This is a genomic window from Pseudomonas pudica, from assembly GCF_015680405.1.
GTDB classification, from domain to species: domain Bacteria; phylum Pseudomonadota; class Gammaproteobacteria; order Pseudomonadales; family Pseudomonadaceae; genus Aquipseudomonas; species Aquipseudomonas pudica.
This window is the reverse complement of the sequence record NZ_JADLJS010000022.1, coordinates 63,795-84,717: the sequence shown is the minus strand read 5'-3', so window position 1 is coordinate 84,717 and position 20,923 is coordinate 63,795. Positions and strand designations below refer to the sequence as shown.

The 20,923-nt window shown below is 61.9% G+C and carries 25 protein-coding genes; 10 read left to right on the top strand and 15 right to left on the bottom strand.

The genetic code is table 11. The features are described 5' to 3' along the window. Window positions 1-85: 85 nt before the first annotated feature. Window positions 86-550 carry a TlpA disulfide reductase family protein gene (locus IRZ77_RS16615; RefSeq protein ID WP_085602068.1) on the bottom strand — a complete coding sequence of 155 codons (465 nt, stop codon included), beginning with the start codon at window positions 548-550 and terminating at the stop codon, window positions 86-88. Between the two features lie 85 nt (window positions 551-635). On the opposite strand from IRZ77_RS16615, the gene arsC reads away from it, so the two are divergent. From arsC to IRZ77_RS16600, 3 genes are read left to right on the top strand one after another with little or no spacing between them, the layout of a single operon-like run. After that, window positions 636-989 carry an arsenate reductase (glutaredoxin) gene (gene arsC, locus IRZ77_RS16610; protein WP_061551299.1) on the top strand — a complete coding sequence of 118 codons (354 nt, stop codon included), beginning with the start codon at window positions 636-638 and terminating at the stop codon, window positions 987-989. Beyond that, the gene (wrbA, locus tag IRZ77_RS16605) at window positions 986-1,591 is read left to right on the top strand and encodes an NAD(P)H:quinone oxidoreductase (protein ID WP_025338005.1); all 606 of its coding nucleotides are present in this window, start codon (window positions 986-988) and stop codon (window positions 1,589-1,591) included. The genes arsC and wrbA overlap by 4 nt, the downstream gene beginning before the upstream one ends. Further along, the gene (locus IRZ77_RS16600) at window positions 1,584-1,997 is read left to right on the top strand and encodes a DUF2069 domain-containing protein (protein ID WP_196173956.1); all 414 of its coding nucleotides are present in this window, start codon (window positions 1,584-1,586) and stop codon (window positions 1,995-1,997) included. Before wrbA ends, IRZ77_RS16600 begins: the two co-directional genes overlap by 8 nt. A gap of 32 nt (window positions 1,998-2,029) precedes the next feature. Here the strand turns inward: IRZ77_RS16600 and IRZ77_RS16595 are convergent, their stop codons facing one another. Next, complete coding sequence (locus IRZ77_RS16595; protein WP_085602070.1) at window positions 2,030-2,701, bottom strand: DNA-3-methyladenine glycosylase I; 672 nt, start codon at window positions 2,699-2,701, stop codon at window positions 2,030-2,032. Window positions 2,702-2,705: 4 nt separating this feature from the next. Then, window positions 2,706-3,530: a tRNA 2-thiocytidine(32) synthetase TtcA gene (ttcA, locus tag IRZ77_RS16590; protein WP_012270926.1), complete on the bottom strand. Its 825-nt coding sequence runs from the start codon at window positions 3,528-3,530 to the stop codon at window positions 2,706-2,708. A gap of 262 nt (window positions 3,531-3,792) precedes the next feature. On the opposite strand from ttcA, the gene IRZ77_RS16585 reads away from it, so the two are divergent. Together IRZ77_RS16585 and IRZ77_RS16580 are read left to right on the top strand one after the other, a co-directional pair. Continuing rightward, window positions 3,793-4,392, top strand: coding sequence for a Yip1 family protein (locus tag IRZ77_RS16585; protein WP_003252385.1), 600 nt, complete (start codon window positions 3,793-3,795; stop codon window positions 4,390-4,392). Between the two features lie 132 nt (window positions 4,393-4,524). After that, window positions 4,525-5,019 carry a SprT family zinc-dependent metalloprotease gene (locus IRZ77_RS16580; RefSeq protein WP_025338002.1) on the top strand — a complete coding sequence of 165 codons (495 nt, stop codon included), beginning with the start codon at window positions 4,525-4,527 and terminating at the stop codon, window positions 5,017-5,019. A gap of 187 nt (window positions 5,020-5,206) precedes the next feature. On the opposite strand, the gene fpr is transcribed toward IRZ77_RS16580, so the two are convergent. Next, window positions 5,207-5,986 (bottom strand): ferredoxin-NADP reductase, encoded by a 780-nt coding sequence (fpr, locus tag IRZ77_RS16575; protein WP_046616646.1) that lies wholly within the window; start codon window positions 5,984-5,986, stop codon window positions 5,207-5,209. A 121-nt stretch (window positions 5,987-6,107) separates the two neighbouring features. Here fpr and finR point away from each other — a divergent pair, with 121 nt between their 5' ends. Continuing rightward, window positions 6,108-7,034 (top strand): LysR family transcriptional regulator FinR, encoded by a 927-nt coding sequence (gene finR, locus IRZ77_RS16570; RefSeq protein ID WP_046616645.1) that lies wholly within the window; start codon window positions 6,108-6,110, stop codon window positions 7,032-7,034. Here the strand turns inward: finR and IRZ77_RS16565 are convergent. The 3 genes from IRZ77_RS16565 to IRZ77_RS16555 all read right to left on the bottom strand — a co-directional run bounded on the left by IRZ77_RS16565 (window position 7,031) and on the right by IRZ77_RS16555 (window position 8,909). Continuing rightward, a complete protein-coding gene (locus IRZ77_RS16565; RefSeq protein ID WP_046616644.1) occupies window positions 7,031-7,396 on the bottom strand; it encodes a diacylglycerol kinase in 366 nt (121 codons plus the stop codon). The two genes, finR and IRZ77_RS16565, sit on opposite strands and share 4 nt — an antisense overlap. Before the next feature lie 73 nt (window positions 7,397-7,469). Then, window positions 7,470-8,120: a response regulator transcription factor ErdR gene (erdR, locus tag IRZ77_RS16560; protein WP_025338000.1), complete on the bottom strand. Its 651-nt coding sequence runs from the start codon at window positions 8,118-8,120 to the stop codon at window positions 7,470-7,472. Window positions 8,121-8,198: 78 nt separating this feature from the next. Next, on the bottom strand, window positions 8,199-8,909 hold the full coding sequence (locus IRZ77_RS16555; protein WP_108480675.1) for a tRNA-uridine aminocarboxypropyltransferase: 711 nt from the start codon (window positions 8,907-8,909) through the stop codon (window positions 8,199-8,201). Between the two features lie 220 nt (window positions 8,910-9,129). On the opposite strand from IRZ77_RS16555, the gene IRZ77_RS16550 reads away from it, so the two are divergent. Further along, window positions 9,130-9,549 carry a quorum-sensing-regulated virulence factor family protein gene (locus IRZ77_RS16550; protein ID WP_085602074.1) on the top strand — a complete coding sequence of 140 codons (420 nt, stop codon included), beginning with the start codon at window positions 9,130-9,132 and terminating at the stop codon, window positions 9,547-9,549. 13 nt (window positions 9,550-9,562) lie between these two features. Here IRZ77_RS16550 and IRZ77_RS16545 read toward each other — a convergent pair whose 3' ends face one another. Then, window positions 9,563-9,772 carry a hypothetical protein gene (locus IRZ77_RS16545; RefSeq protein ID WP_046616640.1) on the bottom strand — a complete coding sequence of 70 codons (210 nt, stop codon included), beginning with the start codon at window positions 9,770-9,772 and terminating at the stop codon, window positions 9,563-9,565. 162 nt (window positions 9,773-9,934) lie between these two features. Here IRZ77_RS16545 and IRZ77_RS16540 point away from each other — a divergent pair, with 162 nt between their 5' ends. Continuing rightward, the gene (locus IRZ77_RS16540; protein WP_196173954.1) at window positions 9,935-11,053 is read left to right on the top strand and encodes an LOG family protein; all 1,119 of its coding nucleotides are present in this window, start codon (window positions 9,935-9,937) and stop codon (window positions 11,051-11,053) included. A gap of 145 nt (window positions 11,054-11,198) precedes the next feature. On the opposite strand, the gene recX is transcribed toward IRZ77_RS16540, so the two are convergent. The 4 genes from recX to IRZ77_RS16520 all read right to left on the bottom strand — a co-directional run bounded on the left by recX (window position 11,199) and on the right by IRZ77_RS16520 (window position 14,124). Further along, window positions 11,199-11,669 (bottom strand): recombination regulator RecX, encoded by a 471-nt coding sequence (recX, locus tag IRZ77_RS16535; protein WP_046616639.1) that lies wholly within the window; start codon window positions 11,667-11,669, stop codon window positions 11,199-11,201. Between the two features lie 21 nt (window positions 11,670-11,690). Further along, complete coding sequence (recA, locus tag IRZ77_RS16530) at window positions 11,691-12,758, bottom strand: recombinase RecA (RefSeq protein WP_015269214.1); 1,068 nt, start codon at window positions 12,756-12,758, stop codon at window positions 11,691-11,693. A gap of 103 nt (window positions 12,759-12,861) precedes the next feature. Next, a complete protein-coding gene (locus tag IRZ77_RS16525; RefSeq protein ID WP_046616638.1) occupies window positions 12,862-13,344 on the bottom strand; it encodes a CinA family protein in 483 nt (160 codons plus the stop codon). Window positions 13,345-13,470: 126 nt separating this feature from the next. Then, window positions 13,471-14,124 carry a glycosyltransferase family 25 protein gene (locus IRZ77_RS16520; RefSeq protein ID WP_196173952.1) on the bottom strand — a complete coding sequence of 218 codons (654 nt, stop codon included), beginning with the start codon at window positions 14,122-14,124 and terminating at the stop codon, window positions 13,471-13,473. A gap of 301 nt (window positions 14,125-14,425) precedes the next feature. On the opposite strand from IRZ77_RS16520, the gene mutS reads away from it, so the two are divergent. Continuing rightward, window positions 14,426-16,999 (top strand): DNA mismatch repair protein MutS, encoded by a 2,574-nt coding sequence (gene mutS / locus IRZ77_RS16515; RefSeq protein ID WP_046616667.1) that lies wholly within the window; start codon window positions 14,426-14,428, stop codon window positions 16,997-16,999. A gap of 140 nt (window positions 17,000-17,139) precedes the next feature. Further along, the gene (fdxA, locus tag IRZ77_RS16510; protein ID WP_004375459.1) at window positions 17,140-17,463 is read left to right on the top strand and encodes a ferredoxin FdxA; all 324 of its coding nucleotides are present in this window, start codon (window positions 17,140-17,142) and stop codon (window positions 17,461-17,463) included. Window positions 17,464-18,082: 619 nt separating this feature from the next. Here the strand turns inward: fdxA and rpoS are convergent. The 3 genes from rpoS to IRZ77_RS16495 form a co-directional block, all read right to left on the bottom strand. Continuing rightward, window positions 18,083-19,090 (bottom strand): RNA polymerase sigma factor RpoS, encoded by a 1,008-nt coding sequence (gene rpoS / locus IRZ77_RS16505; protein ID WP_013971277.1) that lies wholly within the window; start codon window positions 19,088-19,090, stop codon window positions 18,083-18,085. Between the two features lie 108 nt (window positions 19,091-19,198). Next, the gene (locus IRZ77_RS16500; protein WP_046616636.1) at window positions 19,199-20,056 is read right to left on the bottom strand and encodes a peptidoglycan DD-metalloendopeptidase family protein; all 858 of its coding nucleotides are present in this window, start codon (window positions 20,054-20,056) and stop codon (window positions 19,199-19,201) included. A 220-nt stretch (window positions 20,057-20,276) separates the two neighbouring features. Then, window positions 20,277-20,915, bottom strand: coding sequence for a protein-L-isoaspartate(D-aspartate) O-methyltransferase (locus IRZ77_RS16495; protein ID WP_161797639.1), 639 nt, complete (start codon window positions 20,913-20,915; stop codon window positions 20,277-20,279). Window positions 20,916-20,923 lie beyond the last annotated feature (8 nt).

The following is a 20,923-nucleotide window of genomic DNA, read 5'->3' as shown; positions in this document are numbered from 1 at the left end:
TCCCACAGGTACTGCACAGCATATGAACCCTGTGCAGTACCTGTGGGAGCTGGCTTGCCGGCGATAGGGCCGGTACAGGCTGACTTCAGGCGCCCTTCAGGGCCTTGATCTTGGCCTGCAGCCCTTCCCGGGTCTGCTCGCCCATCAACTGTTCCCGCACCTTGCCCTTGTCATCGATGATGTAGGTCACCGGCAATGCCTCGCTGCGTGGCAGGTCATAGCGCTCGGCCGGGTCCTGTGCCAATACGGTGAAAGCAATGCCCAGGGTTTCGGCAGCCTGCTTCAGTTCCTGCCCCTGCAAGCCATCGAAGTTCACCCCCACCACCTTGATACCATCGGCCGCCCATTGCTTGGCTGCCGCGTTCAGTTCAGGGATTTCGGTACGGCACGGCCCGCACCATTCGGCCCAGTAGTTGAGCACCAGCCAGTGCCCATCAATCTGTTCGGCCTTAACCGTATTACCGTGTTGGTCCACGCCATAATCGGCACCGCAACCACCGAGCAACAGGCTCGCGGTGATTGCCAGTACTGCTGCCAGACGCCTTGCCATGGGTCAATCCTTCTCGAGTTTTAAAGCAAATTGGTCAGTCGCTGCGGTTAGAATAGCCGCCACAACCTGCTGGATGCGACCCGACATGACCGACCTTACGCTCTATCATAACCCGCGCTGCTCGAAATCCCGCGGTGCCCTGGAACTGCTCGAAGCTCGCGGCCTGGCGCCGACCATCGTGCGCTACCTCGAGACACCGCCCGACGCTGCTACCCTGAAGGCCCTGCTCGGCAAGCTGGGCATCGCCCCGCGCCAGCTGCTGCGTACCGGCGAGGACGAGTACAAGGAGCTGAACCTGGCCGACCCGGCGCTGACCGACGCACAACTGATCGAGGCCATGGCCCGGCACCCCAAGCTGATCGAGCGGCCGATCCTGGTCGCCGGTGACAAGGCCGTGGTCGGACGACCGCCCGAGAAAGTACTGGAGATTCTACCGTGAGCCAGCCCTACATCCTGGTGCTGTATTACAGCCGCCATGGTTCGACCAGCGAGATGGCCCGGCACATCGCCCGCGGCATCGAACTGGCCGGCATGGAGGCCCGCCTGCGCACGGTGCCGGCGATTTCCACCGAGTGCGAAGCAGTGGCCCCGGACATCCCGGCCAGTGGCGCGCTGTACGCCACCTTGGACGACTTGCGCCACTGCGCCGGCCTGGTATTGGGTAGTCCGACCCGCTTCGGCAACATGGCGGCGCCGCTCAAGTACTTCCTGGATGGCACCAGCAGCCTGTGGTTGGGCGGTGAACTGGTCGGCAAGCCGGCGGGTGTTTTCACCTCTACCGCCAGCCTGCACGGCGGGCAGGAAACCACCCTGCTGTCGATGATGCTGCCGCTGATGCACCACGGCATGCTGGTAATGGGCTTGCCGTACAGCGAATCGGCATTGCTCGAGACCCGTGGCGGCGGCACCCCGTATGGCGCCAGCCATCATGCTGGCGCCGATGGCAAGCGCGAGCTCGACCAGCACGAGATAGCCCTGTGCCGCGCACTTGGCCAACGCCTGGCGACCACTGCCAAGGCACTGGAGGCCGCACGTGGCTAAGAAGCCCAAGGTATTGCCGGCGCTGGAATGGCTGGCACCGCGTCTGCGCCTGACGCGGACCTTGAGCCTGGCGTTCTTCTTCGGCCTGATCGCTCTGCTGGTGGTGAACAACCTGTGGTTCGCCAACCTGCACGGGGCGCGGGTCGAGGTGATCCTGGCGATCGAACTGGTGCCGTTGCTGCTGTTGCTACCGGGCATGCTGACAGGCAGCGCCCGGGCACATGCCTGGACCTGCTTCGTGGTGAATATCTATTTCATCAAGGGCGTGCTGGCGGCGTTCGACCCGGCACGGGCGGTATTTGGCTGGGTAGAAGTGCTGGTGAGCCTGGGGCTGTTCATTACCGGGCTGCTGTATGTGCGCTGGAAGTTCCAGCATGAGCGGCGCATGGCGGGCGAAGGCAGTTGATATCCCGGGGCCGCTTAGCGGCCCCAGCAATTTCAATGGTTGACGGTATGCGCCAGCATCACCGACAACTGGCACAGCGGCCGCCCACTCTCGGCATGCCACTGGTTGAACGCCTGCTGCACCAAGGCCAGGTCCCGCTGGCTGGTCGGCGGTTTGTCGATCACCTTCTGCGCAATCAACGCCGCAGCCATGTCATCGGTAGGAATGAACGTATCCTTGCCGACCATGCGCAAGAAGCGCGGTGCCGACAACCCGCCCAGCTGGTTGCCGTGCTTGGCCAGGTACTTCCACAAACCGACGATGTCGGTCACCGGCCAGTCGGCGATGAAGGCGCCGAAACTGCCCTTCTCCTTGGCCACGTCAAGAACCATCTGCGCATTGCGCGGCACGCTCTTGAGCTTGCCCAGGTGGCGGATGATGCGCTCGTCGTGCATCAGCCGCTCGAGGTGCTCGGCGCCCATCAATACCACCTTCTCCGGGTCGAAGCCGAAGAACACCTGCTCGAACGCCGGCCACTTGGCATCCACCAGGCTGTGCTTGAGCCCGGCGCGGAATACGCGCAGGGCCAAGGTCGACAGGTAGCGGTCGTCGCTGATATCACGCAGCTGCGCCGGTGTGCGCGGCTGCGGCAGGAAGGCCTCCAGGGCCTGGCCCGAGCCGAAGCGGTTCAGGCAGTACTCGTGCAACCACTGGTAATCGCGCATGGGCTCAGATGTTCAGCACGTCAAGAAAACGCGGGGTGGCGTTTTCGTCGATCTTCAGGCTGGTGAAGTCGAACAGGTTGCGGTCGGCCAGCTGCGACGGTGCCACGTTCTGCAGGGCGCGGAAGATGCTCTCGGTACGGCCCGGGTGCTTGCGCTCCCATTCCACCAGCATGTCCTTGACCACCTGGCGCTGCAGGTTTTCCTGCGAACCGCACAGGTTGCACGGGATGATCGGGAATTCCTTCATGTCCGAATAGGCCTGGATATCCTTCTCGCTGCAGTAGGCCAGCGGACGGATCACCACGTTGCGGCCATCGTCGGCACGCAGCTTCGGCGGCATGCCCTTGAGCGCGCCGTTGAAGAACATGTTGAGGAAGAAGGTTTCGACGATATCGTCGCGGTGGTGTCCCAGCGCCATCTTGGTCGCGCCGATCTCGTCGGCGAAGGTGTAGAGGGTGCCACGGCGCAGGCGCGAACACAGCGAGCAGGTGGTCTTGCCCTCGGGGACCAGCTCCTTGACCACCGAGTAGGTGTCCTTCTCGACGATGTGATACTCGACGCCCAGTTCCTTGAGGTAGGCCGGCAGCACGTGCTCGGGGAACCCCGGCTGCTTCTGGTCCATGTTCACCGCCACGATCTCGAACTTGATCGGTGCCACCTTCTGCAGGTGCAACAGAACGTCGAGCATGGTGTAGCTGTCCTTGCCGCCGGACAGGCAGACCATGACCTTGTCGCCATCCTCGATCATGTTGTAGTCGGTGATGGCTTCGCCGGCGAGACGACGCAGGCGTTTTTGCAGTTTGTTCTGGTTGACCGAGAGGGTGCCCATAGCGCTTGGATCCGCGAGGTGTGACAAAAGCGGGCTATTTTACGCACAAACGCGGCGGTGCTGTAGGCATTCCGATAAAGACTTCATTGTAATCAACAGCGCGCGTTACAGCGCAATTTGCTCTAAAAAGCGCGGTTTATGCGGGTAACGGCTTCCTATACTGCGACATAAGGCCACATTACCGCTTGCTTAGGTGTTCGGGCCTCGGGCCGCTTGCGCTCCATCTGGGGGGCGTTTGGCAACATTGAGAGGAGTGATCGGCATGATTCATCACGTTGTGGGGCTGTTTACCCATCCCGACCAGGAATGGCGGGAAATTCGTGGCGAAGAAGAAACCATCAGCCACATGTACCTGACGCACACCCTGATCCTGGCTGCGATCCCCGCCGTTTCGGCGTTCATCGGTACCACCCAGGTCGGCTGGGTGATCGGCGACCGGCCAGCGGTGATGCTGACCATGGAAAGCGCCATCTGGATGAGCATCATGTCGTACCTGGCGATGCTTGCCGGGGTGGCGGTAATGGGGGCGTTCATCCATTGGATGGCCCGCACCTACGATGCCAACCCGTCCATGGCACAGTGCATCGCCTTTGCAACCTATACCGCCACACCGCTGTTCATCGGCGGCCTGGCGGCGCTGTACCCGCACCTTTGGCTGGGCATGCTGATCGGCACCGCCGCCATCTGCTACACGGTGTACCTGTTGTACGTCGGTTTGCCGACGTTCATGAACATACCATCCGACGAAGGCTTCCTGTTCTCCAGCTCGGTGCTGGCGGTAGGCCTTGTGGTACTGGTGGCGATCATGGCCGCCACTGTGATCATCTGGGGACTGGGCGTGGGGCCCGTCTACACCAACTAGAACAGACTCGACCAACACTGGGGCATCAAACCTGGGGCCGCCGCAAGGCGGCCTCTGGCTGTGCGCTGACCGGTGGCTCGGCAGGCTGCCCGGGGTTGCGGCATAATGCCCGGTCAGGAGAACCACCCCGCCATGCCCGAGCTGCTCAGACAACGCGTCGAAACCTGTTACCAGCAAGCTGAAACCTTCTTCAAACGCCCCTTCCCGCGCCCGGAAGTCAGCTTCAAGCTGCGCGGGCAAAAAGCCGGTGTCGCTCACCTGCACGAGAACCTGCTGCGCTTCAACCTGCAGCTTTACCGCGAAAACCAGGAAGACTTCCTGCGCCAGACCGTGGCCCATGAAGTGGCGCACCTGGTGGCACACCAGCTGTTCGGCGACCGTATCCAAGCCCATGGCGAGGAGTGGCAGCTGATCATGCGCGGGGTGTATGAACTGCCGCCCAACCGTTGCCACAACTACGAAGTGCAACGGCGCGTGGTGACCCGCTACATCTACCGGTGCCCGTGCCCGCAGAGCGACTTTCCGTTTACCGCGCAGCGGCACAAGCTGGTGCGCCAGGGGCGGCGCTACCTGTGCAAGCGGTGTCGGGAAATATTGGTGTATAGCGGCGAGACGCGCGTCGAGTAGATTGTGCCTTGCCTGTTCCGGCCTCTTCGCGGGTAAACCCGCTCCCACAGGGGTACCACTGACCTCAGGGCTTGAGATATCCCTGTGGGAGCGGGTTTACCCGCGAAGAGGCCGGTGCTGGCGATACATGATTCACAGGCACAAGAAAGGCGACCCAAGGGTCGCCTTCTTTGCCTCAGTCTGTGCCTTACTTCTCGACGAAGGCACGCTCGATCAGGTAATCACCCGGCTCGCGCATGCGCGGGGAGATCTTCAGGCCGAAGCTGTCCAGCACTTCGCTGGTCTCGTCGAGCATGCTCGGGCTGCCGCAGATCATTGCGCGGTCGTCCTGCGGGTTGATCGGTGGCAGGCCGATGTCGCTGAACAGCTTGCCGCTGCGCATGAGGTCGGTCAGACGGCCCTGGTTCTCGAACGGCTCACGGGTCACGGTCGGGTAGTAGATCAGCTTGTCGCGAACCGCTTCACCGAAGAATTCGTTCTGCGGCAGGTGCTCGGTGATGAACTCTCGGTAGGCCACTTCGTTCACGTAGCGCACGCCATGAACCAGGATCACCTTCTCGAAGCGCTCGTAGGTTTCAGGGTCCTGGATGACACTCATGAACGGTGCCAGGCCAGTGCCGGTGCTCAGCAGGTACAGGTGCTTGCCCGGGTTCAGGTCGTCGAGTACCAAGGTACCGGTAGGCTTCTTGCTGATGATGATCTCGTCGCCTTCCTTCAGGTGCTGCAGCTGGGAGGTCAGCGGACCGTCCGGCACCTTGATGCTGAAGAACTCCAGGTGCTCTTCCCAGTTCGGCGAAGCGATGGAATAGGCGCGCATGAGCGGACGGCCGCTTTCTTGTTGCAGGCCGATCATCACGAACTGACCGTTCTCGAAGCGCAGGCCCGGGTCGCGAGTGCACTTGAAGCTGAACAGAGTGTCGTTCCAGTGGTGCACACTGAGGACACGTTCGTGGTTCATGTTGCTCATTTAATGGGGCTCCTGAAGAAAGACGCGGCGCGCGCAAGACGCGCAGTTGCGCGATAGTTTAGGGGCAGCGACAATATCTGTTAACTGGATTATCAAGATATGTGTTATCGGTTATATCGATATGCGATTTACACTTCGTCAGCTGCAAGTCTTCGTTGCCGTGGCCCAGCACCAGAGCGTTTCGCGCGCCGCCAGTGTGCTGGCCTTGTCGCAGTCGGCCGCCAGCACCTCGATCACCGAGCTTGAGCGCCAGTCCAGCTGCCAGCTGTTCGACCGCGCCGGCAAGCGCCTGAGCCTCAACGCCCTGGGCCAGCAACTGTTGCCGCAGGCCGTGGCCCTGCTCGACCAGGCCAAGGAAATAGAAGACCTGCTCAACGGCAAGTCCGGTTTCGGCTCGCTCGCAGTCGGCGCCACGTTGACCATCGGCAACTACCTGGCCACCTTGCTGATCGGCAGCTTCATGCAGGTGCACCCGGAAAGCCAGGTGAAGCTGCATGTGCAGAACACTGCGCATATCGTGCAACAGGTGGCGCATTACGAAATTGATCTGGGTCTGATCGAAGGCGATTGCAACCACCCGGACCTGGAAGTGCAGCCCTGGGTCGAGGACGAGCTGGTGGTGTTCTGCGCGCCGCAGCACCCGCTGGCCAAGATGGGCCGGGCCGATGTACAGACCTTGTCCCAGGAAGCGTGGATCCTGCGTGAACAGGGCTCGGGCACGCGCCTGACCTTCGACCAGGCCATGCGCCACCACCGCACCAACCTCAATATCCGCCTGGAGCTGGAACACACCGAAGCGATCAAGCGCGCGGTGGAATCAGGCCTGGGCATCGGCTGCATCTCGCGCCTGGCCCTGCGTGACGCCTTCCGCCGCGGCAGCCTGGTAGCGGTGGAAACCCCTGAGCTGGACCTGATGCGCCAGTTCTACTTCATCTGGCACAAACAGAAGTACCAGACCTCGGCCATGCGCGAATTTCTCGAACTGTGCCGCAACTTCACCGCGGGCTTCACCCGCAGTGACGAGATCGTGTTGCCACCGATCGCTTAAAGCAGGATCACACCCCACACCAGCGCCACCATGGTCAGTGCCACCAGTTGCGCGGCGCTGCCCATGTCCTTGGCGTTTTTCGACAGCGGGTGGCGCTCCAGCGAAATGCGGTCGATGGCAGCTTCCACCGCCGAGTTGAACAATTCGACGATCAAGCCCAACAGACACACGGCGATCATGATCGCCCGCTCCGCACGGCTGACCGGCAACCAGAAGGTGATCGGGACCAGCAGCACATTGAGCAGCACCAACTGGCGGAACGCGGCCTCGCCCTTGAAGGCGGCGCGCAGGCCGTCCAGCGAATAGCCGGCGGCGTTGAAGATACGTTTGAGGCCGGTCTGGCCCTTGAATGGCGATGTCATGTGAGTCACTTCACAACGGAAAGGCCGGCAGACTAGACCGGCTCGGGTCAAAAAAGCGTGAAGCCACGCGCACTCAGCTGCTGGCAACCGATTCAAGTTGTTGCAGCAGCAACGCCGCCTGGGTGCGGGTACGCACACCCAGCTTGCGGAAGATCGCGGTCACGTGGGCCTTGATGGTCGCTTCCGACACGTTCAGCTCATAGGCGATCTGCTTGTTCAGCAAGCCTTCGCAGACCATGGTCAGCACGCGGAACTGCTGCGGCGTGAGGCTGGCAAGGCCTTCGCTGGCGGCCTTGGCCTCGGCCGAGACATCGACCTTTTCGAAAGCCTGCGGCGGCCACCAGACCTCGCCGTCGAGCACCTTGCGCACCGCATCCTGGATCACTTCCAGGGTGCTGGACTTGGGAATGAAGCCACTGGCGCCAAACTCGCGGGACTTGACCACCACTGCAGCCTCTTCCTGCGCCGATACCATCACCACGGGGATCTGCGGGTATTGCCCGCGCAGCAGCACCAGCCCGGAAAAACCGTAGGCACCCGGCATGTTCAAGTCCAGCAACACCAGGTCCCAGTCGGCTTTTTCGCTCAGACGGGTTTCCAGTTCGGCAATGCTGGCGACTTCAACCAGGCGTACATCCGGGCCCAGGCCGAGGGTAACGGCCTGGCGCAAGGCGCCACGGAACAGCGGGTGGTCATCGGCAATCAGGATTTCGTAAGTGGCCATCGATCTGGGGATCCTGTTCTGTGTCGGGCACTCGGGTAAGGGTCATTATGAACCAAAGCAGGGGTTGTGCCCCTTGGACTATAGGAAGGTATGCAAACGCTGGTGGGTGTCGTCCTGCTCGTCCAGCGGCAGGCGCCGCTTGCCGCTCAGGTAATGCAGGCTGAACACATCCAGGTAGGCGTCCAGCGCTTGCGAGGCCTGGGTATCACCGGCCAGGTCCAGGCACATGGCGGCGACTTCCGCGGTGCAGAAATGATCGTCGCGCTTGGAGCGCCGCAGGCGGTAGCGGGACATCTGCTCGGCCTGCAGGCTCAACACCGGGAAGCGGTCAAGGTACGGGCTTTTGCGGAACATCTTGCGCGCTTCGGTCCAGGTGGCATCCAGCAAGATGAACAGCGGGCGCTTGCCCGGCTCGCGCACTACCTCGCTGACCACCCGCTCCTGGGCAACGAACTCGCCGGGGAAGACGATGTAGGGCTGCCAACGCGAGTCGTCCAGCAATGCCAGCAAGCGTTCGTCGACAGAAGTGCGCAGCCAGCCGAAAGCCGAGGTGTCCTCTATCAGGTCGGCGATCAGCCAACCAGTATTGGTGGGCTTCAGCGGCTCGGTGTCATGCATCAGCAGGCACACCCCGGAATCGGCCTGCACCCGGGGCTTCCAGGCGCACAGGCAATGAGTGGCGATGACCCGGCAATCGGGGCAGCGTTCGGCACGCGAACCACGAGCGATGAAGGGCTTGTTGCTGCGGGCCAGCCGTTCGGCACGCAGGCGCGCTACCGCATGGCTCATGCCGGCAGGCCTCTGGACAGGTTGGGAATGGACACAAGGATGACTCGGAAAAAACTAAGGGCGCCAGTCTACCAGAACAGGGGGCAATTGCTGTGCAGGTGGCGGCGCGGTCCCTATAATCGCTGTTTTTACCGTACCCCGGCCTCGCGCCTGCGCGATTTCAGGGAACGCCGTCGACCCGCGCATGTCAAAGCGCCAGTCATCGAACCAGGAGAGATTCATGCTGCGCCGTATCGTCCCCGCCCTGAGCCTGTTGCTCGCCCTGCCTCTGGCATCCCAGGCGGCTTCCAAGCAGGAATACGACCTGAACAACATGCTGCAGAAGGTTGCCAAAGAGAGCAGTGTCGGCACCCCGCGAGCCATCAACGAGGACATCCTCGACCAGGGTTACACCGTGGAAGGCAAGGCACTGGTCAACCACCTGAGCGTGCGCCAGGACCATGCCGCGCGCATGCAGGCCAACCCGGAACAAGTACGCAGCCAGCTGGGTGACAGCGTCTGCCGCAACAGCGGTTTCCGCAACCTGATGTCCAAAGGCGCGGTCATGGTCTACCGCTTCACGGTCTACAAGACCAACCAGCCGATCATGGACCAGGCTTTCGACAATGCCAGCTGCGTGGCCGGCAACAAGAAGAAGTAACCCACTTCGATAGCTACGCCTTCTCATCTTCACGGGCGCACCAACGCCCTTCAGCGGCATCGGCGCGCATATCTGCCAGCAGCGCCTGCAGGTAGCGCGACTGGCATTCCAGCCCCGACAGCCTGCGCCGGCACTCGGCTTCCAGGCTCAGGTGATGCACCTGGGCCGCATTCTCCAGCTGCTGGTAAAGCTGCCGGTCCACTTCGATGATCAAGCGATGCATACCGCCACCTCCTGCATCGACACGTTTCGCTTTACCCAGTTAACCAAACCCACATCCCCCGTGGCCGCATGCCGACGGGCGGCTGTACCGAAGACCCTCGGCACAATTGAGCGCAAGGGTCTAGATTGAGGTCAGAGGTATTGGTGCAGAAGGAGACGTTGCATGCCTTACCAATCGAGTGAACCGCTGTTCAGCCACTTCCGCGATAACAACATCGACCTGAGCAACATCGACGCACAACTGCAACTGGTAGCACCGAACAGCCCCAACCTGCCGCTGTACCGCGACATGATGCTGACCATCCTGCGCATGGCCCATGACGACACCGACCGCTGGAGCGCCAAGATCACCCTGCAGGCCCTGCGCGAACTGGACCATTCGTTCCGCACCCTGGAACGCTACAAGGGACGGCGCAAGGTGACCGTGTTCGGCTCGGCGCGCACCCCGCTGGAACACCCGATGTACGCCCTGGCACGCGAACTGGGCGCAACCCTGGCACGCTCCGACCTGATGGTCATCACCGGTGCCGGCGGCGGCATCATGGCAGCTGCCCACGAAGGCGCCGGCAGCGACCACAGCCTGGGGTTCAACATCACCCTGCCCTTCGAACAACACGCCAACCCCACGGTGGATGGCACCGACAAGCTGCTGCCGTTCCATTTCTTCTTCATCCGCAAGCTGTTCTTCGTCAAGGAGGCCGATGCCCTGGTGCTGTGCCCGGGTGGTTTCGGCACTCTGGATGAAGCGCTGGAGGTGCTGACCCTGATACAGACCGGCAAGAGCCCGCTGGTACCGGTGGTGCTGCTGGATTCGCCAGGCGGCAGCTTCTGGCGCGATTGCCTGGACTTCATCAGCCGCCAACTTGAGGAAAACCGCTACATCCTGCCCAGCGACCTGAAACTGCTGCGCCTGGTGCACAGCGCTGACGAGGCAGTGGAAGAAATCAACCAGTTCTACAGCAACTACCACTCCAGCCGCTGGCTGAAGAGCCAGTTCGTGATCCGCATGCATCACCCGCTCAGCGAGGCGGCGCTGTATGACATCCAGGAAGGATTTGCCGACTTGCGCCTGAGTGGCAAGTATCACCAGCAACCTGATAGCAGCGCCGAGCACGAAGTGGGCAATTTCAGCCACCTGACCCGTTTGTCATTTGCCTTCAATGGTCGGGACCAGGGCAGGCTGCGCGAGCTGGTGGACTTCATCAACCTGCCGGAGAACTGGGCCAAGCCGCAACCCATGCATACCACACAGCGGGCCAGGGAGGCGTTGAAGGTCAGTTGATTCCGTGTCCAACGTCAGGGGCGCAATTCACCCTGTGGGAGCGGGTTCATCGAGGCGTCGAACCGCCGCGAAGAATCCGGCGTGGTGCATGGCACCGGCTACGCCGGTGTTCGCGGGTAAACCCGCTCCCACAGAGTCCGTGCCTTCAGTAATCGTCAAGATCACGCCCACTGAGCAGGCGGCCGATCATGTCCATGGGGAAACCCCGGTAAGCCAGAAACCGGGTCTGCTGGGCACGGCTGCGCGGATCCTGCGGGCGCTGCCCGGCAAACTTGCGCTGCCATACGTCACGCATGCGCTCGCCCCAGTCCACCTCGCTCTCGCGAAGCGCCTGCTCGATATCAGCACGCGCCAAACCGCGCTGGCCTAGCTCTTCGCGAATACGCGCAGGGCCGTAACCGGAGCTGGAACGGTACCGGATGAAACTTTCCAGGTAGCGGGCTTCGCTAAGCAGCCCTTCTTCGGCGAGCCGGTCGAGTTCAGGCTCGATAAGCTCGTCCGAAGCGCCGCGCTGACGCAATTTGCGCGTCAGCTCGACGCGACCGTGCTCACGTCGCGCGAGCAGGTCCATGGCTGTCCGCCGGATGGCGACGGGGGTGTCGAGTACGGCGGACATGTTCGGCTATCTACCGCGCAATCAATAACCGGCGTCAGCGTCGGCCATATCATCGGCATCGGCTTCGGCAGCAGCAGCCTTACCAGCAGCCGCAACAGCCCCCGAGGTCAGCAGCTTCTCGCGAATCTGCTTCTCGATCTCGGCACCAATAGCCGGGTTTTCAGCCAGGTACTTGGCAGCGTTTGCCTTGCCTTGACCGATCTTGTTGCCCTGGTAGGCGTACCAGGCACCGGACTTCTCGACCAGGCCTTGGGAAACACCCAGGTCAATGATCTCGCCGTTACGGTAGATACCCTTGCCGTAAAGGATCTGAAACTCGGCCTGACGGAATGGCGGCGAAACCTTGTTCTTGACGATCTTGACGCGGGTTTCGCTACCGACCACCTCGTCGCCTTCCTTGACCGCGCCGGTACGGCGGATATCCAGACGCACCGAGGCGTAGAACTTCAGAGCGTTACCACCGGTGGTGGTTTCCGGGCTGCCGAACATCACGCCGATCTTCATACGGATCTGGTTGATGAAGATGACCAGGCAGTTGGCGTTCTTGATGTTACCGGTGATCTTGCGTAGCGCCTGGGACATCAGGCGCGCCTGCAGGCCCACGTGCATGTCACCCATCTCGCCTTCGATCTCGGCCTTAGGTACCAGAGCAGCCACGGAGTCGACGATGATCACATCAACAGCGTTGGAACGCACCAGCATGTCGGTGATTTCCAGGGCCTGTTCGCCGGTGTCCGGCTGCGAAACCAGCAGGTCGTCGACGTTGACGCCCAGCTTGCCGGCGTACTCCGGGTCGAGGGCGTGTTCGGCGTCGACGAAGGCGCAGGTGGCGCCGTTTTTCTGGGCTTCGGCGATGACCGACAAGGTCAGCGTGGTCTTACCCGACGATTCCGGGCCGTAGATCTCGACGATACGGCCTTTTGGCAGGCCGCCGATGCCCAGGGCAATGTCCAGGCCCAGCGAGCCGGTGGAGATGGCGGGGATAGCCTGGCGCTCGTGGTCGCCCATGCGCATGACGGCGCCCTTGCCGAATTGGCGTTCGATCTGACCCAGGGCCGCAGCCAAGGCGCGCTTCTTGTTGTCGTCCATTGAAATCCTCACGTGTTCGACTTGGCCCTGACGGCCGGAATACCTGTATAAGTAGCCAGTATTATTCCACAGGCAAGCGCCCGCGCAAACCCCTGTCTTCGATTTACTCGGCACCAAGCTGTAACAAGCCGTCTAACGCGGCGATCACCGTCTGTCGGCGCACCGCCTCGCGGTCGCCGTCGAACTGGCGCCGCTCGCTGAACACGTGGTTGCCGTCGGCCCAGGCCAGCCACACGGTGCCCACCGGTTTGGCCGGCGAACCACCGTCCGGCCCGGCCACGCCGCTCACCGCCACGGCAAAGCGCGCGCCGCTGGCGGCCTGGGCACCACGGGCCATCGCTTCGACCACTTCCTGGCTGACCGCGCCAACCTGGCCGAACAATGCCGCGGGCACACCCAGCTGACGGGTTTTCTGGGCGTTGGAATAGGTCACGTACCCAGCCTCGAACCAGGCCGAGCTGCCGGGCACACGGGTGATGGCCTCGGCGATGCCGCCACCGGTGCAGGATTCGGCGGTGGTCACCTGCGCGTTGAAGCGGCGCAGGTGTTCACCCAGGCGGGTGGCAAGCGTGGTGATCGGGTCCATGTCGGGCTCCTTGAGGGCTGCCCTCTACCCTAGCATTTCAGGGATGAGAAGTTCGCCATCGGATTTTTGGCGCTCGATCTCGCAAGCGGCAAACCTCTCAAGGCATGCACCTGAAGCCCGCACCGATCAGAAATTCAGCCGAAGCACAGTCCGCCAGATGTTCTTCATCGGTGAACGACGATGCTTGGCCCAGTTGCGCTCCCACCACTCATCCTCGTTGCGCACCACCTGTTCCAGGTCGCTACCAGCCACTGCGGCGGCGTGCTGGCGGAACATCATGGGGAACACGCAGTGCTGGCGTATCCGGTGCTTGACCACCACATCCACCGGGGTGCCATCGTAGGGCGTCTCTGCCAGGATCCGGCAGCCCTCGCGCGACAGTACATAAGCATGCAGCGCCACCACCCGCCCGCGGGCGATGAACGGGAACCAGGTCAGCCAGGTTCGCCCCATGGAATAGCCCAGGTGCAAGGCCTCGAAGGGCCGTTTCTGCATGAAGCGGTTCACCCAGCGCACTTGCGAAGGCTTGAACTCATAGGCCTTGGCATCGTCTTCGAAGATCAGGATTCGATCGAGGCCATTGTCCAGCGCATGCCGGGCCAGTTGCTGATGGGACTCGTAGCAACCGCGCTTGGGGTCGCTGTTTTTCTCGACAACATGAAAGTGCACTTCGTTGTCGAGCTGTCGCCCAATGGTTTCGCTGAACAGCGTGCGCCGGTCAGCGCGGGTATCGAGGGAAATACAAAAAACCGCATCTACATCAAAACGAATTGTGCTCACTGCACTGATCAACCTGTTGCAATAATTTTTTACTGGGCCGCAGGCCACCGCAAATGCGTCAGGCAAGCCATCCCTGATGGGCGAAGGCAGGCAATTCTCCACGGAGGCACCATGATGTCAACCTGCCTTCAGCGCATCCCTGTGCACTCGCCGGACTTGCAGGTACAGCCTGCAGGGTAGCCGTGTTAACCTATGCGGCTTGAAAATCCGGTGGGTCTCGGCGACGCGCATGCAACACAGAACGCCCCAATTTGCCCCACAATATTGAGACCTACTTTCTAAGCCCTTGATGAATAAAGCAATTTCCGATTTCTCCGCACACACCCCAATGATGCAGCAGTACTGGAAGCTGAAGAACCAGCACCCGGACCAGCTGATGTTCTACCGCATGGGCGACTTCTACGAGATCTTCTACGAAGATGCGAAAAAAGCCGCAAAGCTGCTGGACATCACCCTGACCGCGCGCGGTCAGTCGGCCGGCCAGTCCATCCCCATGTGCGGGATTCCGTTCCATTCGCTGGAAGGCTACCTGGCCAAGCTGGTCAAGCTCGGCGAATCGGTGGTGATCTGCGAGCAGATCGGCGACCCCGCCACCAGCAAGGGCCCGGTGGAACGCCAGGTAGTGCGCATCATCACTCCGGGCACGGTCAGCGACGAGGCCCTGCTCGACGAGCGTCGCGACAACCTGATTGCCGCGCTGCTCGGTGACGAGCGTCTGTTCGGCCTGGCCGTACTGGACATCACCAGTGGCAACTTCAGCGTGCAGGAGATCAAGGGCTGGGAAAACCTGCTGGCCGAGCTCGAGCGCCTGAACCCGGTCGAGCTGCTGATCCCCGACGACTGGCCGCGCGACCTGCCTGCCGAGAAACGCCCGGGCGCCCGTCGCCGGGCGCCATGGGACTTCGACCGCGACTCGGCGCGCAAGGCCCTGTGCCAACAGTTCGCGACCAAGGACCTCAAGGGCTTTGGCTGCGACAAGCTGACCCTCGCCATCGGCGCCGCCGGTTGCCTGCTGATCTACGCCAAGGAAACCCAGCGCACCGCCCTGCCGCACCTGCGCAGCCTGCGCCACGAACGCCTGGACGACACAGTCATCCTCGACGGCGCCAGCCGCCGCAACCTGGAGCTGGACATCAACCTGGCCGGCGGCCGTGACAACACCCTGCAGTCAGTGATCGACCGCTGCCAGACCGCCATGGCCAGCCGATTGCTGAGCCGCTGGTTGAACCGCCCGTTGCGCGACCTAAAGGTACTGCAGGCACGCCAGGACTCTATCCGTTGCCTGCTCGACAGCTACCGCTTCGAGAAGCTGCAGCCGCAGCTCAAGGAAATTGGCGATATCGAGCGGATTCTCGCCCGTATCGGCCTTCGCAACGCCCGCCCACGCGACCTGGCACGCCTGCGCGATGCCCTGGGCGCGCTGCCCGAGCTGCAGAACGCCATGGCCGAGCTGGAGGCGCCGCACCTGGCCCGCCTGGCCGCCATTACCGGCACCTACCCCGAACTGGCCAGCCTGCTGGAGCGGGCGATCATCGACAACCCGCCGGCGGTGATCCGCGATGGCGGCGTGCTCAAGGCCGGCTATGACAACGAACTGGACGAGCTGCTGGCGATCAGCGAGAACGCCGGCCAGTTCCTGATCGACCTGGAAGCCCGGGAAAAGGCCCGCACCGGCCTGGCCAACCTCAAGGTCGGCTACAACCGGGTGCATGGCTACTTCATCGAGCTGCCGACCAAGCAGGCCGAGCAGGCCCCGGGCGACTACATCCGCCGCCAGACTCTGAAAGGCGCCGAGCGCTTCATCACTCCCGAGCTGAAGGCGTTCGAGGACAAGGCCCTGTCGGCCAAGAGTCGCGCCCTGGCCCGCGAAAAGATGCTCTACGACGCCCTGCTGGAAACCTTGATCAGCCACCTGGCACCGCTGCAGGACAGCGCCGCCGCCCTGGCCGAGCTGGACGTGCTCAGCAACCTGGCCGAACGTGCACTTAATCTGGACCTGAACTGCCCACGCTTCGTCGACGAGCCGTGCCTGCGCATCGAGCAGGGCCGCCACCCAGTGGTGGAACAGGTATTGACCACACCGTTCGTGGCCAACGACCTGGGCCTGGACAACAGCACACGCATGCTGATCATCACCGGCCCGAACATGGGCGGTAAGTCCACCTACATGCGCCAGACCGCCCTGATCGTGCTGCTGGCGCATATCGGTAGCTTCGTGCCGGCTGCCAGCTGCGAGCTGTCGCTGGTCGACCGCATCTTCACCCGCATCGGCTCCAGCGACGACCTGGCCGGCGGCCGCTCGACCTTCATGGTCGAGATGAGCGAAACCGCCAACATCCTGCACAACGCCACCGACCGCAGCCTGGTGCTGATGGACGAAGTGGGTCGTGGCACCAGTACCTTCGACGGCCTGTCGCTGGCCTGGGCCGCCGCCGAGCGCCTGGCCCAGCTGCGTGCCTACACGCTGTTCGCCACCCACTACTTCGAGCTCACCGTGCTGCCGGAAAGCGAGCCGCTGGTAGCCAACGTGCACCTGAACGCCACCGAGCACAACGAACGCATCGTGTTCCTGCACCACGTGCTGCCTGGCCCTGCCAGCCAGAGCTACGGCCTGGCCGTGGCGCAGCTGGCCGGCGTGCCGACGGCCGTCATCCAGCGTGCCCGTGAACACCTGGCAAGGCTGGAAACCACCAGCCTGCCGCATGAACAGCCCCCGGCCCATAAGGCCAAGGACGTGCCACAGGTCCCGCACCAGAGCGACCTGTTCGCCAGCCTGCCACACCCGGCCATCGAGAAGCTGGGCAAGCTGCAGCTGGACGACATGACCCCGCGTCAAGCTATCGAAATGCTATATCAACTAAAGAACCTGTTATAACGGCGCCCACTACAAGCTGGTAGAATCCGCCGCGGTTTGCTGGTGCTGCAGGTTATTAGCCTGGCCTGCAGCCACATGCCCGCAAACCGCGCGGACCTGAGAGGAAGGGCCGCCGCCGTCGCCTGAGGAGAGAATTAGAAATGACCTTCGTCGTCACCGACAACTGCATCAAATGCAAATACACCGACTGCGTGGAAGTCTGCCCGGTGGACTGCTTCTACGAAGGCCCGAACTTCCTGGTCATCCACCCGGACGAGTGCATCGACTGCGCCCTGTGCGAGCCGGAATGCCCAGCGCAAGCCATCTTCTCGGAAGACGAAGTGCCTGCAGGCATGGAGAACTTCATTGAGCTGAACGCCGAACTGGCGGAAATCTGGCCGAACATCACCGAGCGTAAGGATGCCCTGCCGGACGCTGAAGAGTGGGATGGCAAGACTGGCAAGATTGCAGACCTGGAGCGCTGATAGCGTCCGGACACGAAAAAGGCCCCTTTGGGGCCTTTTTTGTTTTCTGCGGGCAAAAAAAAGGGGCGGTTTGACCCGCCCACATTTTTTCCGTAGTCCCTGCTTGTCCCAAACATCATCCTGATGAAATCGCTTCTTGCGACGTCCCTGGCTTCCATCCTGAAAGCCTGTGCATGTCCCTGTGCACAGTTCGAATACTAGCGACTTGAGCCGGTCGGGCAACCGCGAAACCTCACAGAGTGTTGCAGGTGACACATTTCCTCACAGCCGAATAAACCAGGATTTTCAATGAGTTGGGAAAACGCAGGTGCTGGATACGACAATGATTTACTGAAGCGTACATAGAAGGCTTACAGAACAAGTAAGCAAAGGCTTACACGCGATGTTACTGGGGTAGCGCAGTACATAATGTTTTGGGGCTGCTTTGCAGCCCTTTCGCGACACAAGGCCGCTCCCACAGGATAGTGGCGCATTCGAAGGCGATGAAATACCTGTGGGAGCGGCCTTGTGTCGCGAAAGGGGCGCAAAGCGCCCCCGGCAATTTTGAATGGGGCACCTCTGATCGAAACATACAAAAACGCCCCGAAATCATCGGGGCGTTTTCTGTTACAGGCTTTCGCTACTGGAACAATGACTCACTGGACAAGCCGTTCTTCTCGAGGATCTCACGCAAACGCTTGAGCCCCTCGACCTGGATCTGCCGCACCCGCTCACGGGTCAGGCCGATCTCCAGGCCAACATCCTCCAGGGTGCTGCTTTCATGCCCGCGCAGGCCAAAGCGACGCACCACCACTTCACGCTGCTTGTCTGTCAACTCGCCCAGCCATTGGTCGATGCTCTGCGACAGGTCGTCATCCTGCAGCAGTTCGCACGGGTCGGTCGGGCGGTCATCGGTCAAGGTATCGAGCAGGGTCTTGTCCGAGTCCGGGCCGAGCGACACATCCACCGAAGACACCCGCTCGTTCAGGCCCAGCATGCGCTTGACCTCGGCGACCGGCTTCTCCAGCAGCGTGGCGATTTCTTCTGGCGAGGGTTCGTGGTCCAGTTTCTGCGTCAGCTCGCGCGCAGCGCGCAGGTAGACGTTCAGTTCCTTGACCACGTGGATAGGCAGGCGAATGGTGCGGGTCTGGTTCATGATCGCCCGCTCGATGGTCTGGCGAATCCACCAGGTCGCGTAGGTCGAGAACCGGAAACCACGCTCCGGGTCGAACTTCTCGACCGCACGGATCAGCCCCAGGTTGCCCTCCTCGATCAGGTCGAGCAGCGAAAGGCCGCGATTGACGTAACGACGGGCAATTTTTACAACCAGGCGCAGGTTGCTTTCGATCATGCGCTTGCGGCCGGCAGGGTCGCCCTTTTGCGACAGGCGCGCAAAGTGCACTTCCTCTTCCGGCGAAAGCAGAGGCGAGAATCCGATCTCGTTGAGATACAACTGGGTGGCATCGAGCGCCCGGCTGTAATCGATATACTTGTGTTGCTTGAGCGAAGAGCCTGACTTGGCCCTCGTCCGAACCGAAGATACAGCAGGTTCGTCTGACACCACATCCGTTTCCAAAACGATCCCCGTCTCCATCAGAAGCAGGTCATCGTCGATGTCAAACTCCGGCACTTCTTTACTGAGAGCCATTGTTATAGTCCTTTGCTGAGTTCGAACTCAGACTCGAGCGGCACCTGTCTCCCTGGCAGCGCTGGAGCCTGTCCCCTCTACATCACAGGAACAGGCCGGGTACAACGGTCAACGACGTGGCAGGAACTGGAGCGGATCGACGGGTTTGCCCTGGCGGCGAATCTCGAAATGCAGCTTCACCCGATCTGTGCCCGTGGACCCCATTTCAGCAATTGACTGCCCTGCCTTGACCTGCTGCCCCTCCCGAACCAACAGCCTGCGGTTATGGCCGTAGGCACTGACGTAGGTATCGCTGTGCTTGATGATGATCAGTTCGCCGTAGCCCCTCAAGCCACTCCCGGCGTACACCACCGTACCATCAGACGCAGCAAAAACAGGCTGTCCCAAATCACCGGCGATATCAATGCCTTTATTCAAACTACCGTTTGAAGCGAATTTTCCAATCAGCACACCGTTGGCAGGCCAGGTCCAGCCGCCTACCGCACGCTCCGCGGCAGGCACCGTAGCGACCACCGGGGCGCTGCTGGAGGCTGCCGGCGTGGCCGGTTTGCTGGTGCTGGCAGGGGGTGTGCCGGTGCTTCCCACAGGCCGCCGGATAACCGTGGTCTTGCTCGACGACGATGGGCTGGATACCACCGTGGTGCTGCCGGTAGAGCCACTGCTGAAACGAATCGCTTGCCCCGGGCGAATGGTATAGGGCGCCGCGATGCCGTTGCGCGCAGCCAGTTCCTTGTAGTCCCAGCCATAACGGAAGGCGATGGAGAACAGCGTATCACCAGGTTTGACGATGTACTGCCCGGTAGTTACCGCCGGGCGCTTGGGCACGGTGTTATTGCGGTCGACCACCCGTGCACTGTTGCTGCTGGTGCTCGAGCAACCCACCAGTAGCGCGCCCATGGCCAGTGCAATCACCAGAAGCGTGAAACCCGAACCGTCCTTGCGCTGCCGAATGACTGTGTGACCCACCCGCGCTCCCCTCATGGTGCCAAAAACGATATGAAGACAAGAAATGCAATATTATTGCAATTATAACCAAGCCCGCCCGCATTGGCAGGGTTGGTGAAAGACTGCTGCAAAGCCATGGCACACGCTGTACGCTAGCGCTCCACCCCGCCAGATAGACAGGGCGCTGCTGCAAGAATTCGGTGCTGGCGTAAAAATATCGCGCGGCTCGAACCAGCAGTGTTCAGGCCAGCGGGCCGTTGAGCAGCGGTACGAAGCGCACTGCCCCCAGCACGCGGCGGGAGAATCCATGCTCCTCGCGCACGATCAGCATCAGCTGCTGGGTTTCGCCGGCGGACCCCACAGGGATCACCATACGACCACCGGGCGCCAGCTGGTCGAGCAGTGCCTGCGGCACTTCCGGCGCCACAGCGGTGACGATGATGCCATTGTACGGCGCGAGCGCCGGCCAGCCTTCGCAACCGTCACCCCAGCGGAACACCACGTTGCGCAGGTTCAGTTCTACCAGGCGCTCCTTGGCCCGGTCCTGCAACACCTTGATGCGTTCTACCGAGAACACCCGCTCGACCAGCTGGGCCAGGATTGCCGTCTGGTAGCCAGAGCCGGTACCGATTTCCAGCACCTTGTCCAGCGGGCCGGCCTCGAGCAGCAGCTCGCTCATGTGGGCAACCATGAACGGTTGCGAGATGGTCTGGTTGTGACCGATCGGCAGCGCGGTATCTTCATAGGCGCGATGCGCCAGCGCCTCGTCGACGAACAGGTGGCGCGGGGTACGACGGATCACGTCGAGCACCTTGGTGTTCGAAACGCCCTCCTCGCACAGGCGCTGGATCAGCCGCTCCCGGGTACGCTGGGAGGTCATGCCGATGC

Coding starts and splice junctions, on each gene's coding strand:
- IRZ77_RS16615 (WP_085602068.1), bottom strand. CDS start 550: ATGGCAAGGCGTCTGGCAGCAGTACTGGCAATCACCGCGAGCCTGTTG.
- arsC (WP_061551299.1), top strand. CDS start 636: ATGACCGACCTTACGCTCTATCATAACCCGCGCTGCTCGAAATCCCGC.
- IRZ77_RS16595 (WP_085602070.1), bottom strand. CDS start 2,701: ATGCGCGATTACCAGTGGTTGCACGAGTACTGCCTGAACCGCTTCGGC.
- ttcA (WP_012270926.1), bottom strand. CDS start 3,530: ATGGGCACCCTCTCGGTCAACCAGAACAAACTGCAAAAACGCCTGCGT.
- IRZ77_RS16585 (WP_003252385.1), top strand. CDS start 3,793: ATGATTCATCACGTTGTGGGGCTGTTTACCCATCCCGACCAGGAATGG.
- IRZ77_RS16580 (WP_025338002.1), top strand. CDS start 4,525: ATGCCCGAGCTGCTCAGACAACGCGTCGAAACCTGTTACCAGCAAGCT.
- fpr (WP_046616646.1), bottom strand. CDS start 5,986: ATGAGCAACATGAACCACGAACGTGTCCTCAGTGTGCACCACTGGAAC.
- finR (WP_046616645.1), top strand. CDS start 6,108: ATGCGATTTACACTTCGTCAGCTGCAAGTCTTCGTTGCCGTGGCCCAG.
- IRZ77_RS16565 (WP_046616644.1), bottom strand. CDS start 7,396: ATGACATCGCCATTCAAGGGCCAGACCGGCCTCAAACGTATCTTCAAC.
- erdR (WP_025338000.1), bottom strand. CDS start 8,120: ATGGCCACTTACGAAATCCTGATTGCCGATGACCACCCGCTGTTCCGT.
- IRZ77_RS16555 (WP_108480675.1), bottom strand. CDS start 8,909: ATGAGCCATGCGGTAGCGCGCCTGCGTGCCGAACGGCTGGCCCGCAGC.
- IRZ77_RS16550 (WP_085602074.1), top strand. CDS start 9,130: ATGCTGCGCCGTATCGTCCCCGCCCTGAGCCTGTTGCTCGCCCTGCCT.
- IRZ77_RS16545 (WP_046616640.1), bottom strand. CDS start 9,772: ATGCATCGCTTGATCATCGAAGTGGACCGGCAGCTTTACCAGCAGCTG.
- IRZ77_RS16540 (WP_196173954.1), top strand. CDS start 9,935: ATGCCTTACCAATCGAGTGAACCGCTGTTCAGCCACTTCCGCGATAAC.
- recX (WP_046616639.1), bottom strand. CDS start 11,669: ATGTCCGCCGTACTCGACACCCCCGTCGCCATCCGGCGGACAGCCATG.
- recA (WP_015269214.1), bottom strand. CDS start 12,758: ATGGACGACAACAAGAAGCGCGCCTTGGCTGCGGCCCTGGGTCAGATC.
- IRZ77_RS16525 (WP_046616638.1), bottom strand. CDS start 13,344: ATGGACCCGATCACCACGCTTGCCACCCGCCTGGGTGAACACCTGCGC.
- fdxA (WP_004375459.1), top strand. CDS start 17,140: ATGACCTTCGTCGTCACCGACAACTGCATCAAATGCAAATACACCGAC.
- rpoS (WP_013971277.1), bottom strand. CDS start 19,090: ATGGCTCTCAGTAAAGAAGTGCCGGAGTTTGACATCGACGATGACCTG.
- IRZ77_RS16495 (WP_161797639.1), bottom strand. CDS start 20,915: ATGACCTCCCAGCGTACCCGGGAGCGGCTGATCCAGCGCCTGTGCGAG.